Source organism: Pedobacter sp., assembly GCF_046462515.1.
Classification (GTDB): Bacteria; Bacteroidota; Bacteroidia; order Sphingobacteriales; family Sphingobacteriaceae; genus Pedobacter.
The window spans coordinates 1-19,395 of sequence record NZ_JBKGVD010000007.1 but is presented as its reverse complement, the minus strand read 5'-3'; the positions used below and the strand labels follow the sequence as shown (position 1 = coordinate 19,395).

The window sequence follows — 19,395 nt, the reverse complement described above, 5'->3', positions numbered from 1 at the left end:
AAAGTTACAGCGTATGGTAATAATCGATAGCCTGACTTAAAAAGTTGGGAAGTACCGTATGATGTGTTAAAGCTAATTTATTAGGGTCATTTAGCTGATCAATCATTTCATGATACGCATTTACGCCATTATTTTTAATAATTACAGCCTTTTTTTCTTCCTGATAAAAATGCATCTTCATGCCAATAGGGTCTGCTTCAGGATGAAATTGCGTACCTACCATATAAGCTGAGAACCTAATTGCCATGATACAGCGCTCTTGCTCAGGATTTTCTCTTTCTCGCTCAATAGCCAATATAGAAGCGCCTTTTTGATTAAATAAAGCAAGGTTAGGTTGTACAACCTGCCATTTTCTGCTGTCAACTGCATATACAGGATTGGGTAATCCTTTAAATATAACTTCATTTAATCCTGCATCAGTTAAAAAAGTAGGAAATATCCCAAACAAATTTGATCCTCTTGGAGTAACCTGGCCTAATTTGTACTTGCGACATCCTAATTGAAATGAATGGCAGATCAGAAAAACAAATTTTTTGTCTTCATTTATATGATTGTGTTCATCAATCTGGTCAAGTAAAGCAAAAAAATCTTTTTCCCATTTCATCTTTTCCCCATCATGCGGACTACCAGGGCCGCCACTTGAAATGTAAATATCATGATCAAGATCTGGAATTTCTCCTTTTTTACGGGTATCATAAACTTCAAGACTAAACTTAACTTCATTTCGCTGTTGATAATGATCCAGAATTTCGAAAATATTTCGCATACCCTGATTCGGAGCCCCGTTATTCATATCTATGATAGCAACTTTAAAGTTAGGTCTTGTCATATTCATCTATACAGTATTGATTAAGGTTTGAGAAGTAATATAATCTACTACGGCAGGATAACTTAAGGTTTGTTCGTAAACGGCTAACTGTTTATCTGCGCCTGTGCCGCTTTCAAGTATTTTTTGAATGTAATTGATGTCATCCCGGCTACCTAAATCATCTACTACATCATCTACAAAATCTAATAATTCTAAAATCAGATTCCGGCAGTTCACTTCCATTTCTTTTCCGAAATCGATCAGGTTGCCATCTAAGCCATAACGTGCAGCCCGCCATTTATTTTCATTAATTAAAGCGCGTGAATAAGTGATGAAGTTTAAATTCTGTAAACGTAATTTATATAATTTGACACATAAAGCTTGCAAAAGAGCAGTAATAGCCATTGATTCATCGATTAGCATCGGGCAATCACAAATTCTGAATTCTATGGTTTCATAAAAAGGATGTACACGTATATCCCACCAGATTTTTTTGGCATTGTCTATACAATTGGTTTTGATCAGTAACTTTACATAGTTATCATAGTCTTCAATGCTGTTAAAAGTATCAGGAATTCCGGTTCTTGGAAATTTATCAAATACTTTGGTTCTGAAAGATTTGTAGCCTGTATTTCTGCCTTCCCAAAAAGGCGAATTGGTAGAAAGTGCAAAAACATGAGGCAGAAAATAACGTACTTGGTTAGCAATATGTATAGCCAGTTCTCTGGACTGGAAGCCCACATGCACATGCAAGCCAAAAATCAGATTTGATCGGGCTGCCTCCTGTAATTCGTTTACAATATTGCTGTAACGAGGGTGATCTGTAATCAATTGTTTTTCCCAATGAGAAAAAGGATGAGTTCCTGCCGCACCAATTTTAAAGCCTTCTTCTCCAGCAAGTTGGGCAACGGTGTTGCGTAGTTGTCCTATTTCCTTACGGGCCTGTTCCGTATCGCGACATATACCGGTGCCTACCTCAACTACGGCCTGATGCATTTCGGCCTTTACCTGATCTTTGTATATTTTTTGAGCTGCTTCTACGATTTTTTGTTCGTGTGAGGCAAGCTCTCGCGTAACAGGGTCAACAACCATGTACTCTTCTTCAACACCTAATGTAAATTTGTTCATGTTTAGAATAAGGCAAAAACTTATTTTGTACAAAAGCAAATTAGCTCTTCTTTTTCAAATATCTGTATTAATCGGCTATTTTATGTTTTAAGTTAAGATATCTCTGTAATTTTTGAATAAAATATGCCCAAAGAAAACAGGTTCACAGCCAAAGTCAAACCTGTGTGATGCAGCCGTGTAGGCTTTAGAACCTATTGATATTCAAAATTTAACAAAAAAAATATTGAATTTTAACACGCCTAAATCTTCAGTTTTTCGATGAAAAACCTTAACTTTGCGCCCTAATTTTTACAGAAGCATATATATGCAAAATATCAGAAACATCGCAATTATTGCACACGTTGACCACGGTAAAACAACTACGGTTGACAAAATTTTACATGCCTGCGCTATTTTCAGAGATAACGAGCAAACAGGAGATTTAATTCTTGATAACAATGATTTGGAACGCGAGCGTGGTATTACCATTGTTTCAAAAAACGTTTCGGTTAAATACAAGGGTGTAAAAATAAATATTATTGATACCCCGGGCCACGCCGATTTTGGAGGTGAGGTAGAGCGTGTTTTAAAAATGGCCGATGGCGTTTTATTACTTTGCGATGCTTTTGAAGGTGCTATGCCTCAAACCCGTTTTGTAACGCAAAAGGCATTATCATTAGGTTTAAAACCAATTGTTGTAATTAATAAGGTTGATAAAGAGAACTGCCGTCCTGAAGAGGTACATGAGCAGATTTTTGAACTGTTCTTTAATCTTGAGGCTACAGAAGATCAATTAGATTTTCCGGTAATATACGGTTCTTCTAAGAATGGTTGGATGAGCACAGATTACAAACAACCAACAGATAACTTTTTTCCTCTTTTAGATGCTATTGTAGAACATATTCCTGCAGCTCCATTAAATGAAGGAACTTTACAAATGCAGATTACATCCTTAGATTATTCTTCATTTGTAGGCCGTATTGCTATTGGCCGCGTACATCGTGGTGTAATTAAAGAAAACCAGCCGGTTACTTTAATCAAACGTGATGGTAAAATGGTAAAATCACGAGTAAAAGAACTTTATACTTTTGATGGTTTGGGTAAGGTAAAAGCTTCAGAAGTTAAATCAGGTGATATATGTGCTGTTGTAGGTATTGAAGGTTTTGATATTGGTGATACCATTGCAGATTTTGATACGCCTGAACAATTACCTGTAATTAAAATAGATGAACCTACCATGAACATGTTGTTTACTATTAACAACTCACCGTTTTTTGGTAAAGAAGGTAAACTAGTAACCTCTCAACGTATTAAAGAGCGTTTGCTTAAAGAGATGGAAAAAAACTTGGCGTTAAAAGTTGTTGAAACAGAATCGCCTGATGCCTGGTTGGTATATGGAAGAGGTATTTTGCATTTGTCAGTTTTAATCGAAACCATGCGTCGCGAAGGTTATGAGTTACAGGTAGGTCAGCCACAGGTAATTGTGAAAGAGATTGATGGAGTAAAATGCGAGCCGGTTGAAACTTTAATTGTTGATGTTCCTGGAGACGTATCTGGTAAAGTAATCGAATTGGTTACGCAACGTAAGGGTGAATTATTAGTAATGGAGCCAAAAGGAGATCTGCAACATTTGGAATTTGAAATTCCTTCTCGTGGTATCATTGGTTTACGTAATAATATTTTAACGGCAACAGCCGGAGAAGCAATCATGGCACACCGTTTTAAAGCATATGAGCCATGGAAGGGCACAATTCCCGGACGTTTGAACGGGGTATTGATCTCTATGGAAAAAGGACAGACCACCGCTTACTCAATTGATAAATTACAAGATAGGGGGCGTTTCTTTATTGATCCGGGGGTAGATGTGTACGAAGGACAAATTTTAGGCGAACACATTAGGGATAATGATTTAGTAATTAATGCGGTAAAAGGGAAACAGCTTACCAATATGCGTGCTTCTGGATCTGATGATAACGTTCGTATTGCACCGGCTATTAAATTCTCATTAGAAGAAGCCATGGAATACATACAGGCAGATGAGTATATTGAAGTAACACCTGCAAGTATGCGCTTACGTAAGATCTACTTAACGGAGAACGAACGTAAAGTTAATGCTAAAAAATTCCAGTCATAGACCGAGTGAAATTCTTTATATTTTTAAATGGCGTCTGAGTTTATTTCAGACACCATTTTTGCTTTTATGCCACTTTAGGACTAACATTACCGGTTCTTTTCAATGTTCCCCAAGTATTTAACTCTCCTTTAATAGCCTTTCTAAATGATCTGAACAATACCACATACATCAACTGACGCCAAAAAAAACGCTGAGGAAATAAATAAAGAAGGTTCTTCATTTTTTCATTGGTTTGTTTAAATGCCAATGCTGCAAAAGCAATATCAACCAGAATAAAGATAATGTAATAAAATAGTACCTGTCCAAAGCCATTGTGAAGGCTTAAAATGCTAATGAATCCATCTAAAGTTAGATTATTGCCTGCACTTAAAGCAAACAGGCCACTAACAAGCGAAACCAACATAAAGAAATCTGCTAAAGGTGCAAATAGTGGTAAAATAATCTGGTAAACCAGTATATTGGGCATTCCCACCATCCCAAAATAGCCGTACTTTTTATTAAATAAAGTATTTTTATTTTTCCAAAAACTTTGCAATACGCCAAAACTCCAGCGGAAACGCTGTTTCAAAAGCATTTTAACTGTTTCAGGAGCCTCAGTTAGAGCAATGGCATCTTCGGCATTTTTAATAATATAACCTGCTTTTAAAATACGCATCGTCAAATCACAATCTTCAGCTAGGGTATCTGTAGTAAAACCACCTACTTCTAAAACTACATTTTTCTTGAAAGCTCCGATGGCACCTGGAACTACTGTTATGGTATTTAAAAGATCAAAAGCCCTTCTGTCCATGTTCTGGGAAGTAATATATTCTATAGACTGCCACCTGGTTAAGATATTGGTAGGATTGCCCACTTTAACCGTTCCAGCTACCGCCGCAATTTTATCATTGTAGAAATAACGCATTAATGAAGTAACTGCATCGGGTTTAAGCTGGGTATCGGCATCAATGCACACAATATAATTGGCGGCGGCTCTAGAAATGCCGTAATTAAGTGCCGATGCTTTTCCACCATTTGCTTTTGTGTATATTTTAACCTGCTGATGACCAGCAAAATGTTCATTCACCAATTTATAGGTTGAATCTTTAGAGCCGTCATCTACAAAAATCAGCTCAAAATCTGGGTAATCAGTTTGCAGTAAGCTGTTTATAGATTGTATAACGGTAACTTCTTCATTGTATGCGGGTATAATAATGCTTACTTTTTCAGTAGGATTTTTAATCAGGAGATTTTGTGTTTGTTTGCTTAACCTGCGTTGTTTTAAAGCTAGGTAAGCAATAAACAAGGTACGTAAAATGGCCAGTACAATGGCAATAGTAAATACAGTATTCAGTATGATATTACCATAATAAAATAAAGTAAGAAAAAAATAATCACCTGATGCGGTAAGGCCTGTAGTTGCACTGTTTTTTACCAAAGGCATTACATCATTGCGGGTTTTACCCATTAAACTGCTTACTGTAGTAAACTCGTAACCTTTGTCTTTAAAGTATTTAATGATACGTGGCAATGCAGCTACGGTGGCACTTCTGTTACCGCCAGCATCATGAAGCAGGATAATATTCCCGGCTTCAGATTGTTTTACTACAGCATTATAAATCTGGTCTGCTGTAATGCCCGGCTGCCAATCTTCAGGATCAATATATTCGCCAATATTGATATAGTTTTCTTTACGGCTTTGGGCAACAGGTAAAATTTCTGCAACAGTTTCTGGTTCGGCATCGGCATTAAAGGGAGCTCTGAATAATATGGTACTGTGGCCGGTTACACACTCTATAATTCTACGGGTTGCATTCAGTTCAAATTTTACTCTTTTCTCACCAATGGTCGACATATCGGGGTGAAAAAAAGTATGGTTCCCAATTTCAAAGCCATCATCATACTCCTGACGTAATAGTTCCATATTTTTTTCGGCCATCACCCCAACTACAAAGAAAGCCCCAGGTACTTTTTCTTTTTTTAGAATACTGAGAATTTGCGGTGTATAAACCGGATCTGGTCCATCATCAAAGGTCAGCACTATTTTCTTTTCAGCTTCGCCAAAACGTTTAATTACATATTTTGTAGGTAGCTTTACATAATCTTCATTAACAATGTCAAAATTGTCTGCTGTAAATTTTACCTCACCCGGATTAGGTGTACTGATAAGGTCTAATATTTCTCCAGATCCAATGTATTGAACATCGCCTGCTGTTTTTAGCGAGCTGATCTTGTTAAAATTAAATCCTGTTTTCTTAAGTGTATCTAAACTTAAATTCTTATCTATAAAATGCCACAATCTGGTATCTTCGGTGCCTAAACGCCAAATGGCAATTCCTGCAATATTCCAGTCATCCGCTTTACGGATTAAATTAAAATTTGTGGCAGCATCTGTGAAATAAACCTGGTGCCGGTAGCCATTACCATCTTTATAGCTGTAGTGCAGGTTGGCAGAACTTGGGTCAAATATAACTTTACTGCCAAAATCCTGAGCTGTAATCAAAGCGTTCTCATAGCTTAAAGAGGTTCCGGTTTTGTTTTCGGGCCAATCATAACCATAACAGGCTAAGGCTAAAATCACCTTATCAGGATTTGTTTTTTTACACATATTATCTAACTGCTCCTCTACCCATGCCTGATGTGAAATATCTCCTGCATTACTTCCTACTTCATGCTGATCGTATGCCATGAGTACCAGATAATCATTGTATTTTTGCAATTCTTCAACCTTAAAATCATCATTCTCAGGGCTGATATCCTGACTTACCAATAAACCATTTTTATGAAAAGCCATATATACATTTTGCATGAAAAGTGTAAAAGGCTGTGGATTTTTTAGGTTTAAATCTTCAAAATCAATATTTATACCTGCAAAGCCCAAAGATTTTGTTTGTTGTAGCAGGTTGTTGATAAACCTGGTTTGCATTTGCTGATCAAACAGAATTTGTTTAATCACGTCGGCGTTAGGACTACCTCCTATAAAGTTTGTAACCTGTGCAATAGGTTTTTTATGGTATTTTTTTACAATGTTTAATGCAGTAGTATCTGCTTTATTGATCAGGTTACCGGTTTTAGCATCAAAGAAAAAAGATTCCATTGCAACCATATCTATGTGTGCAATGTATTTTTTTAAAGCACTTAGCGATTGTTTTTGCACTGTTTTAGACCAGCTGCTAACATAAAAAACCATATTAATTCGTTTGCCCACTGTATGTGCTTTCATACGTAGGCGTTCACGATCTGCCTTTATTTTTTCAAGTTTGCTTTTAACGATCTTAAAATCCTTGAACTGTCGGGTTTGTTTAAGATGCTCTATCTTATTTTTATTTAACGGTGTATTGGTGTTTATGTTCACTACAGGAGGAGCCTGCATAGAAGAAATGGTTAAATAAACACATATCCCTGCGAACAGAAATACCAAAAATAACGTTCTGCTTACCCAGGTAAATATATACCACCTGCTTTTTTTTTCTGTTTGGAAAACTTGTTTTTCCATAATTTCCTTATCTTAAGATACAATTTTCAATAATTAAAATGAAGATTAGATGAAACAGGGCAAATGGCTTAGACTTAAAAATAAAAAAGCCCTTTCTTAATTTGAAAGGGCTTTTTTATTTATGTATTAAAGCAGATAGGTTTATCCTCTCCCCGATCTTCCTTCGCCACGACTTGGTCTGCTACTTTCGCCTCGGCTGCTATTACCAGACTGGCTGCGTTCTACTCTTTGAGGTTGGGGGGCTTCCATTCTAGGTTGAGATCTCTCTATACGTTGTGGTTGCGGAGCTTCCATCCTTGGTTGAGGTCTTTCCATGCGTTGTGTTTCAGTTCTTTCTGTACGTTCTACACGTTGCGGAAAAGCTCTGGTTTGGGGGGAGGCTGAACGGTCTTCCTGAGGAGGCATAACCATTTGTCCTCTTCCGTTAGTTGTTCTGTCTATACGTTGCGGTTGTTCATTTACGGAAGGATTTCCCATTTCTCTGCCTCTGTTCATATTACCATTATCCTGACGGGGATTTCTGCTTTGTTCATTATCTACATTTTGTGTTCTTTCTCTGCCTTCTCTGTTCATCATCTCGTTTCCTCTACTTTCTCTGGTAGCTACCACTCTTGAGCTTCTATCTATAACATCACGGTTAATACTTGCATTAACTACACGGCTTGGAGCTGGCTGCCTATCGGTATTTGCTGACCCTCTTGCCGGACGAGGGTTGTAGATATTTACAGTATTGTTCTCAATCCTTGAACCTCCGGTCCTGCTATTTCTGTTGATGTTATATACGGTTACATCTCTGTTTGTTACTCTTCTGATATCGTCTGCACGAGGTCCGGTATAATAAGTGCGGTTATTTCTTACATAGGTATTGTTAATAATAACCGTGTTTTGTATGTAAACTGTATTTCTTCTTGAATAATATCTTGGGAAACTAGAGTAATAGATATCACGTTGAGGGATAAAGTTCCAGCAGAAGTCTGGTAAACGGTAAGGGCGACCAAAACTAATATTGATGTTAACACTTGGTCCCATAGGAGCCCATCCGTAATAGCCTCCACCACTTCTCCAAGTTACCCATGCAGGTCCCCAAACAGTATCTGGAATCCAGATCCAGCTATTATAACGGTTGTATACCCATCTACCATAATGGAAAGGAGCCCATCCCCAATCGTAATTTGATACCCAGGTATTGCCATACTCGGTCATTACCCACCGGCCATTACTGTAATAAGGTCTGAATTCACTTTGGTCAACGTCGGGTCTCCATACATAACCGTAATCTGGGTCGTTGATCCAAATGCCGTAAGGTGATAGTTCATCATAAAAAGATTGTAAAGAAACATCTTCGTATTGTGCGCTTACCCTTTGTGTGGTTCCGAAGAGTAGCAGCATGAGTCCGAGCAGTATAGCTGGAAATTTAATTGTGCGTTTCATGTCTTGTGTGTTTTAAATTTATTTAATTAACCTAACAAAATATTAGTATCAAAAGAGAAGCCACTTTGTTACTAATAATACATGAAACGGGGATTTGTTATATAAATATTATATTTTAGGCAATAATTTTACAAAAAATTGGTTTTTTGCCATTAATGTGTTTAAAAAATTAGTCAGATAAGGAACTAAATTTGCTACATGTTTAAAACAAATGGGATTAAAACTTGTTTTTAAAAGTTTTTGCAAAATTTTATTTTATAGATGCGTAAAGGAACCTTATTTCTCATCCCAGTTCCGTTAGCTGACGATGCTGCGGCTAAATCTTTCACCCCGTTTTTGGTAGAAACAATTAACCTGATTAATGTTTATATTGTAGAGAATGAAAAAACCGCCCGTAAGTTCTTAAAAGAAGCAGGGCTAAAAATACCTCAAAGTGAACTGATTATTCATGATTATGGTAAGCATAAGCGTGATGGGAATGTTGAACATTTTTTTACGCAACTAAATAAAGGGCAGGATGTAGGCTTAATGAGCGAGGCTGGTTGCCCAGGTATTGCGGATCCGGGAGCTGAAATTGTAGCTGAGGCGCATAAAAAAGGAATTAAGGTGGTACCCTTAGTGGGCCCTAACTCTATGGTACAGGCCATAATGAGTTCTGGTTTTACAGGCCAAAGCTTTGCTTTTCATGGTTATTTACCTATTAACAAGGCTGAAAGGACGAGAAAGATTAAAGAATTAGAACTCTTAGCATCAAAACATTTGCAAACCCAATTGTTTATGGAGACTCCTTTCAGGAATAATCAATTGCTTGATGATTTGCTGAAAACCTGTAGTCCACAAACTTTGCTTTGCATTGCCAGCAATATCAATGCGGAAAATGAATTTATTAAAACTAAAAGTATCGCCGCATGGCGCAAAGAACAGGTAGACTTGCATAAGCAACCTACAGTATTTGTATTATATAAGCCTTAAATCTTGTTAATAAGTTTCGCTATCAGGCGGGATGCCATAATCGGCAAAATTTAACGGTTTGCTTTTTTTCTGTGATTTACTGAAAAGAGAAGTGATAAAGGATTTTACATGAGATACTACGCCTGCAATCTGATCTGCATCTAAAGAATTTCCTATTTTACCCGATATCAGAGCTCCTAGGGTTTTGGTAATTAAACCAGAACCTCTGAATAAAGTTTTATTCAAGATGAAGGGTAGTATTACAGACATCATTTTGCCTGTAATATTGGTTTTCTCATCAATCTTAAATAATGTTTTTGAATTGGTTAATTTGTTCAAAAAATATAAAGGAGACAACTGATGTATATAAGTCTTGGCATTGTTCTTTAATGCTTCTTCTCTTAACAAATAAGAAGATTTAAGACGAAGCCTTTCAGATTGCAGATCTGCTAATGATTGTATATGTGGTCTAATTCTCGTCATCTTTATCGGCAACTTTTTCAAAATATTTCTTAATAAACAAATCAACCAGCCATTTTTCTATAATGTTATCCTTGGTAAGGAATACTATAATGGATAAAAGAAGGTAAATTCCTGCAACGCATCCAAAGCCTGCCACATAACTCTCAAATAAATTCGACAGAAAAAGCGCAAGCGTTACTGAGCCAAATAAAAAGGCAAGTGTAAATCCTATGGCAACAACAGTATTAGTTATGAGATCTGCTGCTATTTTAGAACCTTTTTCTACAGTGCTCAGGCGTATGTACTCAATTCTTTCTTCTACGTATTCCTTTGCCTCAGCAACAATTTCTTCGAGTTTTATTTCCTTCTTTTCTTCCATTACGCTTTTAAAAAATATTTTCTGGCTTAAACATGCTCTACTTCGTCAGAATATTCTTCTTCCACATCGCGAAGTTTACTTTTGATTGAGCTTACTACTTTGTCTTTTAAACTGCTCAAGTTATTAATCTCATCCGCAGCTTTATCTTTAATGGCATCACCAAGATCTTTTAACGACTGACTTAATTTATCACGGGTCTCACTTCCTTTATCAGGAGCAAATAATAAGCCTAATGCTGCACCTGCTGCTAACCCAGCTAATAATGCTACTACAACTTTTGAGTTATCTTTCATGACGTTTATAATTAAAGGGTATTAAATTCTTATATAATAACTGCTATTTAAGTAAAAATGTTTTTGTTTACAGCTAAAATAGCTAAAATAGGTGTAAAAAACTTATCACGAAATGATTATCTGATAAGCTTTTTACAAGGAGGAGTTATTCTAATAAGCTATAGGTAGCTTTACGACAACAAGATTTCCAAGGTCCTGAGGTTTGATCTCTATCATACCGTTGTGATTCATCACAATTTTCTGTGCTTCAGTTAGAGCCAAACCATTACCGGGTTTTTTAGTGCTAAAAAATGGTTCCAATATGTTGTCATTGTAGTTTTTGCTCAGACCAGGGCCATTATCTTCTATAAGTATAGAATAGAAACCACTGTCCTTAATAGTGGTAATATGGATAGCTTTAGGGAAATCATGCATGTTTTCGATTGCGTTGACCAATATGTTTTGTAATGCCTTTTTGAGTTGATATTCATCGGCCAGTATTTCTAAATCTGCATTTAGAATATCTTTATCTACTGAAATCCTTTGTCCTAATACTAGATCGTTAACCTCACTCAACGCATCTTCTATAAGTTCTTTAATATTTACTTTTTCAAAAGAGAGTGGTTTGTTCTCTGTGCTTACAATTACCTGTTTAATGAGTTGGTTAATATTATCACAATTGGTTTTAATAATATCTAGATTAGTTTGTACGGTTTCATTATAGACCAGGTTCTTATCTGTGTTCAGCTCTTCAATTACGAAGTTGATTGTAGATAAGGGATCCCTGATTTCTTCGGCAAAAGCTTTAGCTATATGTGCAGATACGCTTAGTTTGCTTTGATTAATAGAGTTGTTTTCTTTGTGTTTTCTTGGGGTAAGGTCATGGATAATGGTATGATAGATGCTCATAATATTCTGAGGGTCTATCTGTAAAAAAGAAGAAAGCGTACAAAAATAAGTTTGACCGCTGCTCGAAATCATCTCACATTCAAAGTTGCTTACGGCACCTTTTGTTTCGAGCTGCTGAATAAAGCTATCTCTGTCTTCAGAATTCTTAAACAATTGCCTGTCTGTAACTGAATTCAGATCATTGGGATGAAAGCCAAAAAAGTTCAAACCGGCTTTATTCATTTCATATATTTTGCCATTGAAATCTGAAATTAAAATAGGTTCCTTTGTTTTTTCAAAAATCACTCTAAATTTAAATTCACTTTCTTTAAGTGCTCTGATGGCATCGGCTTGTTTTAGAGCATAGCGTAATGTCCTGTCGAGAAGCTGAGCGTTGATCTGGTCTTTTACTAAATAGTCGGCAGCGCCAAAATTCAAAGCTTGTTGATCTATATCGTAATCTCCCTTTCCGGTTAAGATAATAATAGGCTCTTTTATACCTGATAAGATAGCTTCATTTAAAAGGTCTATTCCTGTGTTTTTGCCGAGTCTATAATCAACTAAATAAATATCATGTTGCTGTTTTAAAACAGCATTAATGCCTTTTTCAAAGCTATTAGCCCAGCTCAGTTCATATTTTTTAACACTGGGTATCTGAGAGAAAATATCTTTTGTGATGATAAAATCATCTTCATCATCATCGATTAGTAAAACCTTTATCTTTTCCATAAGATCAATTTGTAGGGAGCCATTTCTGGGAAACAATTTTAGCAATATTTACCAGATCTGAAAAGTTAGATGGTTTAGTAAAGAAATCAGTTACACCTAAATTAAAAACGCTGTCAATATCATCTTTATTTTTAGTGGTTGATAAAACCACTATAGGGATGTTTTTTGTTGAAGGGTTTGCTTTTAAGGCCTTTATTACGCCTCTTCCATCAAGAACAGGCATGTTTAAATCGAGTAAAATCAGCTTAGGCAGAAAATCTTTTTGGCTTAACTCCATAACTTGTTCCAACAACAGTTTCCCGTTAGTAAGAAACTTTATTGAGGTCTGGTTAATTTCACTGAAAGCTTCCATAAGCATAAGTGTATCATCCGGGTCGTCTTCTGCAATTAAAATTAATGGCTCCAAAAGTTTGTCAATCATGATAGCGCATGTTGGTTTACAGGTAACAAGATAGAGAATTTAGCTCCTAAACCTTCTTTCCCTTCTGCAAAAATATAACCATTATGATTTTCTATTATCTTTTTACAAATGGCTAAACCCATTCCTGTACCTTGGTACTCGGCTCTTGAGTGTAACCTTTGGAACATATCGAAAATCTTTTCGGCATAATCCTGGTCAAATCCAATCCCATTATCTTTAATAGTTACCAAGCAATATACAGTATTTTTATGAATTTCACTATACGATGTCTGGTTGCTGTTTATGAGTTGCGCATCAATCTCAATTAGGGGTTTAACATTTGGTTGGGTAAACTTTAATGAATTACTTATAATGTTTTGAAATAATTGCGCTAATTGTGTTGGTGAACCTTCAATATGCTGATCAACATTTAAACTTACAGTTGCATTAGCTGTTTCTATACTGTAATCTAAATCAGTAAGTACTTTTTTAAAAATTTCAGCTAAATTGATACTTACAAAGGTTTGGGGCTGTTGTTTGGTCGTTCTTGAAAAGGCGAGTAAATCATCTATTAAATTTTGCATACGACTTGCAGCATTTTGCATGCGTACAATATAATCTTGTCCTTCTTCGGCCAGCTGTGGACTGTATTTAGTCATCAGTCGGTCGCCAAACGCCCTTATTTTTCTTAAAGGTTCCTGTAAATCATGTGAAGCCACATAAGCAAATTGTTCTAACTCTTTATTTGAAGCATCAATCTGAGTAATTTTTTCTTCAAGCTGCCTTTGTGTTTGTTTAAGGGCGGTCACATCCTGTGTATTTCCCAGATAAGAAAATCCACCGTATATTTCGTCTTCTTTATACTTGGCTACGGTAGTTACAAATCTGATTTCGCCATTTGGTCTGATGATTTTGTAATCTAATTTAAAGGACGATTTATGCGTAATTGCCCTTTCAAAAGTTGCTTGAAACACTTCATAGTCATCAGGATGTACCAGACTTTTAAAGCTTTCTAAAGTGATAAAGATAGAATGGGGTAAGAAACCATGGATATTGTACATTTCATCAGACCAGAAGAAATATTCATCAGTAACTTTCCACTCCCAACTGCCATTGTGTGATACTGTTTCGGCCTCTCGTAATAAGATCTCACTCTTGCGCAATTTAAGTGTAGCTTTTTTAAGTTCGGTAATATCCTGCATAGTACCAATAAGCTTATCATCTTTTTCGGCATAGTACCCTTGTGTAAGAACGTATTTTCTTTCTCCGCTTTTGAGCAGGATCTGATACTCTACAGCAAAGTTGGTTTTTTTATGCAAGGCGTGTAAAAACTCTTTTCGTAATTTTGCTCTATATTCAGGCACAACCAATTCGTTGTTCAAGATTTCTTCGGGTGTAAGATCAGCGGGAGGAAATCCAAATATTTTATAAACCTCATCTGAAAGCCTGTATTTTTTTGATTTAATGTCTAATTCCCAGCTGCCTATATGAGATATTTCTTCTGCTCTTGCCAGTAATTTTTCGCGGTCTAAAAGATGTTGCGTAATAATTCTCTTTTGCTTAATTTCTGCATTTAAGGCTGCAGCCATCTTCTCTTCATTTCTAAAAGTTTCTACATAATGCAGAATAGTACCTCCCAATAAAACGAGATAACTTAAAAAGCGGAGAAAAAATGCGGTATTAAAATAAATATCAAAAGCTTTGAAACTAATGGCCATTAAAATCTGCGCAATAATTAAAGGCGCTATACTTAAAACCAATAGCTTAGAGAAGATATTGTAATATCTGAGTTTGAACCTCGGGAGTAGTAAAAAGGTCCAGATCAATAAAAGGCAAAAGGGAATGAAGTATATTACATTGAACTTTATTGCCTGCATGAAGAAAATGTTATATAATGGATAATTTTTGTTGTAATAAATAATGCTTACACAAAACAGAAATAATAAAATGGTAAGAAGTGTAGTTTTGGTAATTGCTTTTTGTTTTTGGGCTAAAGTTCTTTTATGTCTGGATTTTAATTTCAGATAAAATAGAGTTCCCGATAAAAGGTTAGCAGCATAAAAAATATTGGTAATAGACCATACAAAGTAGATGTTATTGTGGGCAAGTATAAGATTGTCGGCCAGTTTACTTTGGTTAAGAGTTAACAGCAGATATCCGTCTAAAGCACCAGTGCCTAGTAGTGTTAAGCCAAAAAGAGTAATTGTAAGCTCTTTGCGGAGATAAAAATCAACGCATGCCAATATACCTGCAAATAAAGCTGAAGCAATGCCTAATACAATCCATACGGTGGTGTAAAAGCTCAGATCAAGTTTAAACCCCATGAAAACTTTATACGATTCGTATTTATTGGCCGTGAGTTCTGTGCATAGCAGGGGCACCATTGAGATGAGGCATAAAACAGCAATAACAAACCACATCTTTTTAGTTAAAGGTGGTGATTGCTTAAACCTGTATGTTACAAGATTTTGGAAAAAATTACTCACATTCTATTTGTCGAGGTCTATAGCCTTCATTTTATTGTAGAGTGTTTTTCTATCGATGTTTAAAATTTTGGCTGCTTTGGTTTTGTTAAAATTTACCTCTTTTAGCACGTTAAGTATGGTTTCATACTCAGCTTCAAGAGCCGCATTTTTTAAATCCCGTACTTTAGGTTTTTCTGCTTCGTTTTCTGAATTTAAATTGTAAATAGAACCTTTAGCGTAGGTAGATATTTCAAGTGGAAGTGCTTTGGTTTGCACTTCTTCTGTTTCTGTAAGTAGTGTAGCTCTTCTTACCACATTTTTAAGCTCACGTACGTTGCCTGGCCAATTATAGTTTAAAAAGCAGTCGATTACTTCCTGAGAGAAAGTTTTGACCTCTTTGTTCAGTTCTTTGTTGGCTACCTCTAAAAAGCTGTTGGCAAAGGAAAGGATATCTTTTCCTCTTTGACTTAAAGGGGGTAAATGAATGGCAAACTCATTAAATCTGTGGTAAAGATCTTCACGGAAGCGGCCTTTAGAGATGGCTTCCTGCAGATTTTCGTTGGTAGCAACTATAATCCTTACATCTAAATCAATTTCTTTGGTACTGCCTATGCGCTTAATTTTACGTTCCTGAACAGTCCTTAACAAAACAGCTTGTATATCGTATGAAAGATTGCCTACTTCATCTAAAAATAAAGTGCCGCCATTGGCCATTTCAAAATGACCTATTTTAGTATATAAAGCACCTGTAAAAGCGCCTTTTTCATGTCCGAAAAATTCACTGCCCGCAAGTTCTTTGGTTAAAGATCCGCAGTCCATAGCCACAAAAGGTTTGTCTTTTCTAGGGCTGTTAAGGTGAATGGCCTTGGCTACAGATTCTTTTCCGGTACCGCTATCACCAATTAATATCACACTGTATGCAGTAGGGGCAACCAATAAAATCTGTTTCATCAGGTCTTTTGATGCTGCACTTTGCCCAATTACAAATTCATCGCTAAATACATAGGTAGATTTAGTTTTGGACTTCTCTTTTTGAGGTTCTTCTGTGTGGCTGATAGGGGCATTGAGTGCGTTTTGGGTTTCAATTGCTTTATTAATGGTATTTAATATCTCATCTGGATAAAGCGGTTTGGTAATGTAATCATACGCGCCTAATTTAATCAGCTCTACGGCCAGTTTGATGTCTGAATATCCGGTGATAATGATTACCCCGGTTTTAGGATAACTGTTCTTGATTCTAACCAGCATTTCCTTGCCGTCGGTATCTTCAAGCCTGTAATCGCATAAAACCAAATCATAATTATCTTTTGCTAAGTGCTCCATTGCAGAAGCACCGCTTATGGCACTGGTTACTTCAAATCCATTGCGGGTTAAAAATTTAGATAAGAGTAAACCAATGTTAATTTCATCATCAACAATTAATATTTTTCTCATGGTAATCTGGCTCGTAAACTTATTTTCAGCCTAAATATAGAGAAAAAAAACACGATGGGAAATATTTTCTACACTTTTTTTGAAAAAAGTGTAGAAAATAAAGATATTAACAATAATGAATGATTAATTGCCTTTAAATGCTGGTTTGCGTTTTTCAAGAAATGCATTTACGCCTTCTTTAAAATCATTGGTGTTAAAACAATTGGCAAATTCATTGATTTCAACCTCAAATCCGTTAACTTGGCCTTGCCCTGACGCATTAATGGCTTTTATAGCGCTGCTTAAAGCTAAAGGTGCTCTTAAAATAATTTTAGCTAAGATTTCTTCGGCTTTGGAAATCAATTGGTCCGGTTCTGTAACGTGGTTTACAAGTCCTGCTTTTTCAGCTTCTTCTGCAGTAAGCATATCGGCGGTGAATATCATTTCCATTGCTTTGCCCTTGCCTATAAGCTGTGTTAATCTTTGTGTACCGCCGTATCCAGGTATTAGCCCTAAAGTAACTTCAGGTAAACCTAATTTCGCATTGTTAGAAGCTATACGGATGTGACAGGCCATAGCCAATTCGAGCCCTCCGCCTAAAGCAAAACCATTGATGGCTGCCAAAACAGGTTTTGTACAATTTTCAATTGCATTGAAAACGCTTTCCTGTCCGGTTTTTGCCAGTTGGCGACCTTCTTCAATATCATAATTTTGAAACTCGCTGATATCGGCTCCGGCCACAAAAGCCTTTTCTCCGGCCCCAGTAATAAGAATAGCTCTTACCTCAGCACTTTTATTAGCAGCTTGTACTGCGGTTGCTATCTCTTCTAGAACAGATCGGTTTAACGCGTTTAATTTTTGAGGTCTGTTTATAGTTAAATAAAAAATATGATTTTTTACTTCAGTTAAAATGTTTTGAAATTCCATAGTTAAAAGCTCTGTTAGTGGTTACCCAATCTTCAATATATTTTACAATAGATGCCATTGGTGTGCCGGGTGCAAAAAGTTCTCCCACTCCAATTTGTTTGAGTTTTTCCATATCTGCTTCAGGAATAATTCCACCTCCGGTAAGCAACACATCATCCAGCTGCTTGGCTTTCATTAATTCCATTACTTTGGGGAAAACAGTCATGTGAGCGCCTGAAAGGATAGAAATGCCTATCGCATCCACATCTTCCTGTAAAGCGGCGTTAACCACCATTTCAGGGGTTTGACGTAAACCTGTATAAATTACTTCCATGCCGGCATCACGTAACGAAGTGGCAATTACCTTTGCCCCGCGATCATGGCCATCTAAACCCACCTTGGCAACTAAAACACGTATAGGCCTATTCAGTTTTTTATCCATAGCTTATATTGATTGGCCGTAAATTTAATTAAAATACCAATCTTATTATGCGATAAGCTAAAAACAGCTTAAAAATCTTTATAATCTTGCTAACTTTGCATTTTAATTTTTATCTATATGAGCGAAGAAAAATCATTAAATTTTATTGAAGAAATAATAGAAAATGATTTAAAGAGCGGAAAGTATCAAACTTTGGTAACACGTTTTCCGCCGGAGCCTAACGGCTATTTGCATATTGGCCATGCAAAGGCTGTTTGTCTAAATTTTGGTTTAACTCAGAAATACGGAGGCTACACAAACCTTAGGTTTGATGATACCAATCCTGTTACCGAGAAAACAGAATATGTAAACAGCCAGCAGGAAGATATCAGGTGGCTTGGATTTGAATGGAAAAACGAATTATATGCTTCTGATTATTTTGGTCAGTTATACCAATTCGCCATAAAATTAATAGAAAAGGGTTTGGCTTATGTAGATCATAGCACAGCTGAAGAAATTGCCCTGCAAAAAGGAACACCGACTGAGCCAGGGATTGATAATGTTTATCGAGCCCGTTCTGTAGAAGAGAATCTGGATCTTTTTACCCGGATGAAAAATGGGGAATTTGCAGATGGTGCATGTACTTTGCGTGCAAAAATAGATATGGCCAGTCCTAATATGCTGATGAGAGATCCGATTATTTACCGGATCAAACATACCCCTCATCATAGAACAGGGAATGAGTGGTGCATTTACCCTATGTATGATTTTGCACATGGACAGAGCGATAGTATAGAAGGAATTACCCATTCGATCTGTACTTTAGAATATGTTTCGCACCGCGAATTATATGATTGGTTTATTGAAAAACTGGAGATATTCCCATCTAAACAATATGAATTTGCCCGCTTAAATCTTACTTATACCGTAATGAGTAAACGTAAGCTTTTGCAACTGGTTAATGAAAAGCATGTGGCGGGCTGGGATGATCCGCGTATGCCAACTATTAGTGGTTTGAGAAGAAGAGGATATACGCCTGAAAGTATCAGGGAGTTTTGCGAGCGTATTGGCATTGCCAAGCGTGAGAACCTGATCGAGCTGAGCTTATTGGAGTTCTGCATCAGAGAAGATCTTAACAAAAAAGCAAACAGGGT

Annotated in this window: 16 protein-coding genes; 3 read left to right on the top strand and 13 right to left on the bottom strand. The window is 36.4% G+C overall.

Annotated elements, in window-relative coordinates:
• Nucleotides 1-4: 4 nt before the first annotated feature.
• On the bottom strand, nucleotides 5-835 hold the full coding sequence (locus ACLHG9_RS07455) for a glutamine amidotransferase-related protein (RefSeq protein WP_410220870.1): 831 nt from the start codon (nucleotides 833-835) through the stop codon (nucleotides 5-7).
• Complete coding sequence (locus ACLHG9_RS07450) at nucleotides 836-1,936, bottom strand: carboxylate-amine ligase (RefSeq protein ID WP_410220869.1); 1,101 nt, start codon at nucleotides 1,934-1,936, stop codon at nucleotides 836-838. It abuts the gene before it with no gap.
• Between the two features lie 304 nt (nucleotides 1,937-2,240).
• Here ACLHG9_RS07450 and typA point away from each other — a divergent pair, with 304 nt between their 5' ends.
• Nucleotides 2,241-4,049, top strand: a complete 1,809-nt coding sequence (gene typA, locus ACLHG9_RS07445; RefSeq protein WP_410220868.1) for a translational GTPase TypA — start codon at nucleotides 2,241-2,243, stop codon at nucleotides 4,047-4,049.
• Between the two features lie 64 nt (nucleotides 4,050-4,113).
• Here typA and ACLHG9_RS07440 read toward each other — a convergent pair whose 3' ends face one another.
• Together ACLHG9_RS07440 and ACLHG9_RS07435 are read right to left on the bottom strand one after the other, a co-directional pair.
• A complete protein-coding gene (locus ACLHG9_RS07440) occupies nucleotides 4,114-7,524 on the bottom strand; it encodes a glycosyltransferase (protein ID WP_410220867.1) in 3,411 nt (1,136 codons plus the stop codon).
• A gap of 141 nt (nucleotides 7,525-7,665) precedes the next feature.
• The gene (locus tag ACLHG9_RS07435; protein WP_410220866.1) at nucleotides 7,666-8,955 is read right to left on the bottom strand and encodes a DUF6600 domain-containing protein; all 1,290 of its coding nucleotides are present in this window, start codon (nucleotides 8,953-8,955) and stop codon (nucleotides 7,666-7,668) included.
• A 261-nt stretch (nucleotides 8,956-9,216) separates the two neighbouring features.
• Between ACLHG9_RS07435 and ACLHG9_RS07430 the strand changes: the two genes are divergently transcribed.
• Complete coding sequence (locus ACLHG9_RS07430; RefSeq protein ID WP_410220865.1) at nucleotides 9,217-9,927, top strand: SAM-dependent methyltransferase; 711 nt, start codon at nucleotides 9,217-9,219, stop codon at nucleotides 9,925-9,927.
• Between the two features lie 6 nt (nucleotides 9,928-9,933).
• Here the strand turns inward: ACLHG9_RS07430 and ACLHG9_RS07425 are convergent, their stop codons facing one another.
• From ACLHG9_RS07425 to ACLHG9_RS07385, 9 genes are all read right to left on the bottom strand, one after another.
• Nucleotides 9,934-10,389 carry a hypothetical protein gene (locus ACLHG9_RS07425; RefSeq protein ID WP_410220864.1) on the bottom strand — a complete coding sequence of 152 codons (456 nt, stop codon included), beginning with the start codon at nucleotides 10,387-10,389 and terminating at the stop codon, nucleotides 9,934-9,936.
• Complete coding sequence (locus ACLHG9_RS07420) at nucleotides 10,376-10,747, bottom strand: phage holin family protein (RefSeq protein ID WP_410220863.1); 372 nt, start codon at nucleotides 10,745-10,747, stop codon at nucleotides 10,376-10,378. Before ACLHG9_RS07420 ends, ACLHG9_RS07425 begins: the two co-directional genes overlap by 14 nt.
• A gap of 26 nt (nucleotides 10,748-10,773) precedes the next feature.
• On the bottom strand, nucleotides 10,774-11,040 hold the full coding sequence (locus ACLHG9_RS07415) for a YtxH domain-containing protein (protein ID WP_243359814.1): 267 nt from the start codon (nucleotides 11,038-11,040) through the stop codon (nucleotides 10,774-10,776).
• A 150-nt stretch (nucleotides 11,041-11,190) separates the two neighbouring features.
• Nucleotides 11,191-12,636: an ATP-binding protein gene (locus tag ACLHG9_RS07410; RefSeq protein WP_410220862.1), complete on the bottom strand. Its 1,446-nt coding sequence runs from the start codon at nucleotides 12,634-12,636 to the stop codon at nucleotides 11,191-11,193.
• A 4-nt stretch (nucleotides 12,637-12,640) separates the two neighbouring features.
• Entirely contained in the window at nucleotides 12,641-13,057 is a 417-nt protein-coding gene (locus ACLHG9_RS07405; RefSeq protein ID WP_410220861.1) for a response regulator, read from the bottom strand.
• Nucleotides 13,054-15,456, bottom strand: coding sequence for a sensor histidine kinase (locus ACLHG9_RS07400; protein WP_410220860.1), 2,403 nt, complete (start codon nucleotides 15,454-15,456; stop codon nucleotides 13,054-13,056). Before ACLHG9_RS07400 ends, ACLHG9_RS07405 begins: the two co-directional genes overlap by 4 nt.
• Nucleotides 15,457-15,525: 69 nt before the next feature.
• Nucleotides 15,526-16,935, bottom strand: a complete 1,410-nt coding sequence (locus ACLHG9_RS07395; RefSeq protein WP_410220859.1) for a sigma-54-dependent transcriptional regulator — start codon at nucleotides 16,933-16,935, stop codon at nucleotides 15,526-15,528.
• Nucleotides 16,936-17,058: 123 nt separating this feature from the next.
• Complete coding sequence (locus tag ACLHG9_RS07390) at nucleotides 17,059-17,841, bottom strand: enoyl-CoA hydratase/isomerase family protein (protein WP_410220858.1); 783 nt, start codon at nucleotides 17,839-17,841, stop codon at nucleotides 17,059-17,061.
• Nucleotides 17,816-18,262, bottom strand: a complete 447-nt coding sequence (locus ACLHG9_RS07385; protein WP_410220857.1) for a cobalamin B12-binding domain-containing protein — start codon at nucleotides 18,260-18,262, stop codon at nucleotides 17,816-17,818. Before ACLHG9_RS07385 ends, ACLHG9_RS07390 begins: the two co-directional genes overlap by 26 nt.
• Before the next feature lie 117 nt (nucleotides 18,263-18,379).
• Between ACLHG9_RS07385 and glnS the strand changes: the two genes are divergently transcribed.
• The coding region (gene glnS / locus ACLHG9_RS07380; protein ID WP_410220856.1) for a glutamine--tRNA ligase at nucleotides 18,380-19,395 on the top strand (1,016 nt) is incomplete at its 3' end.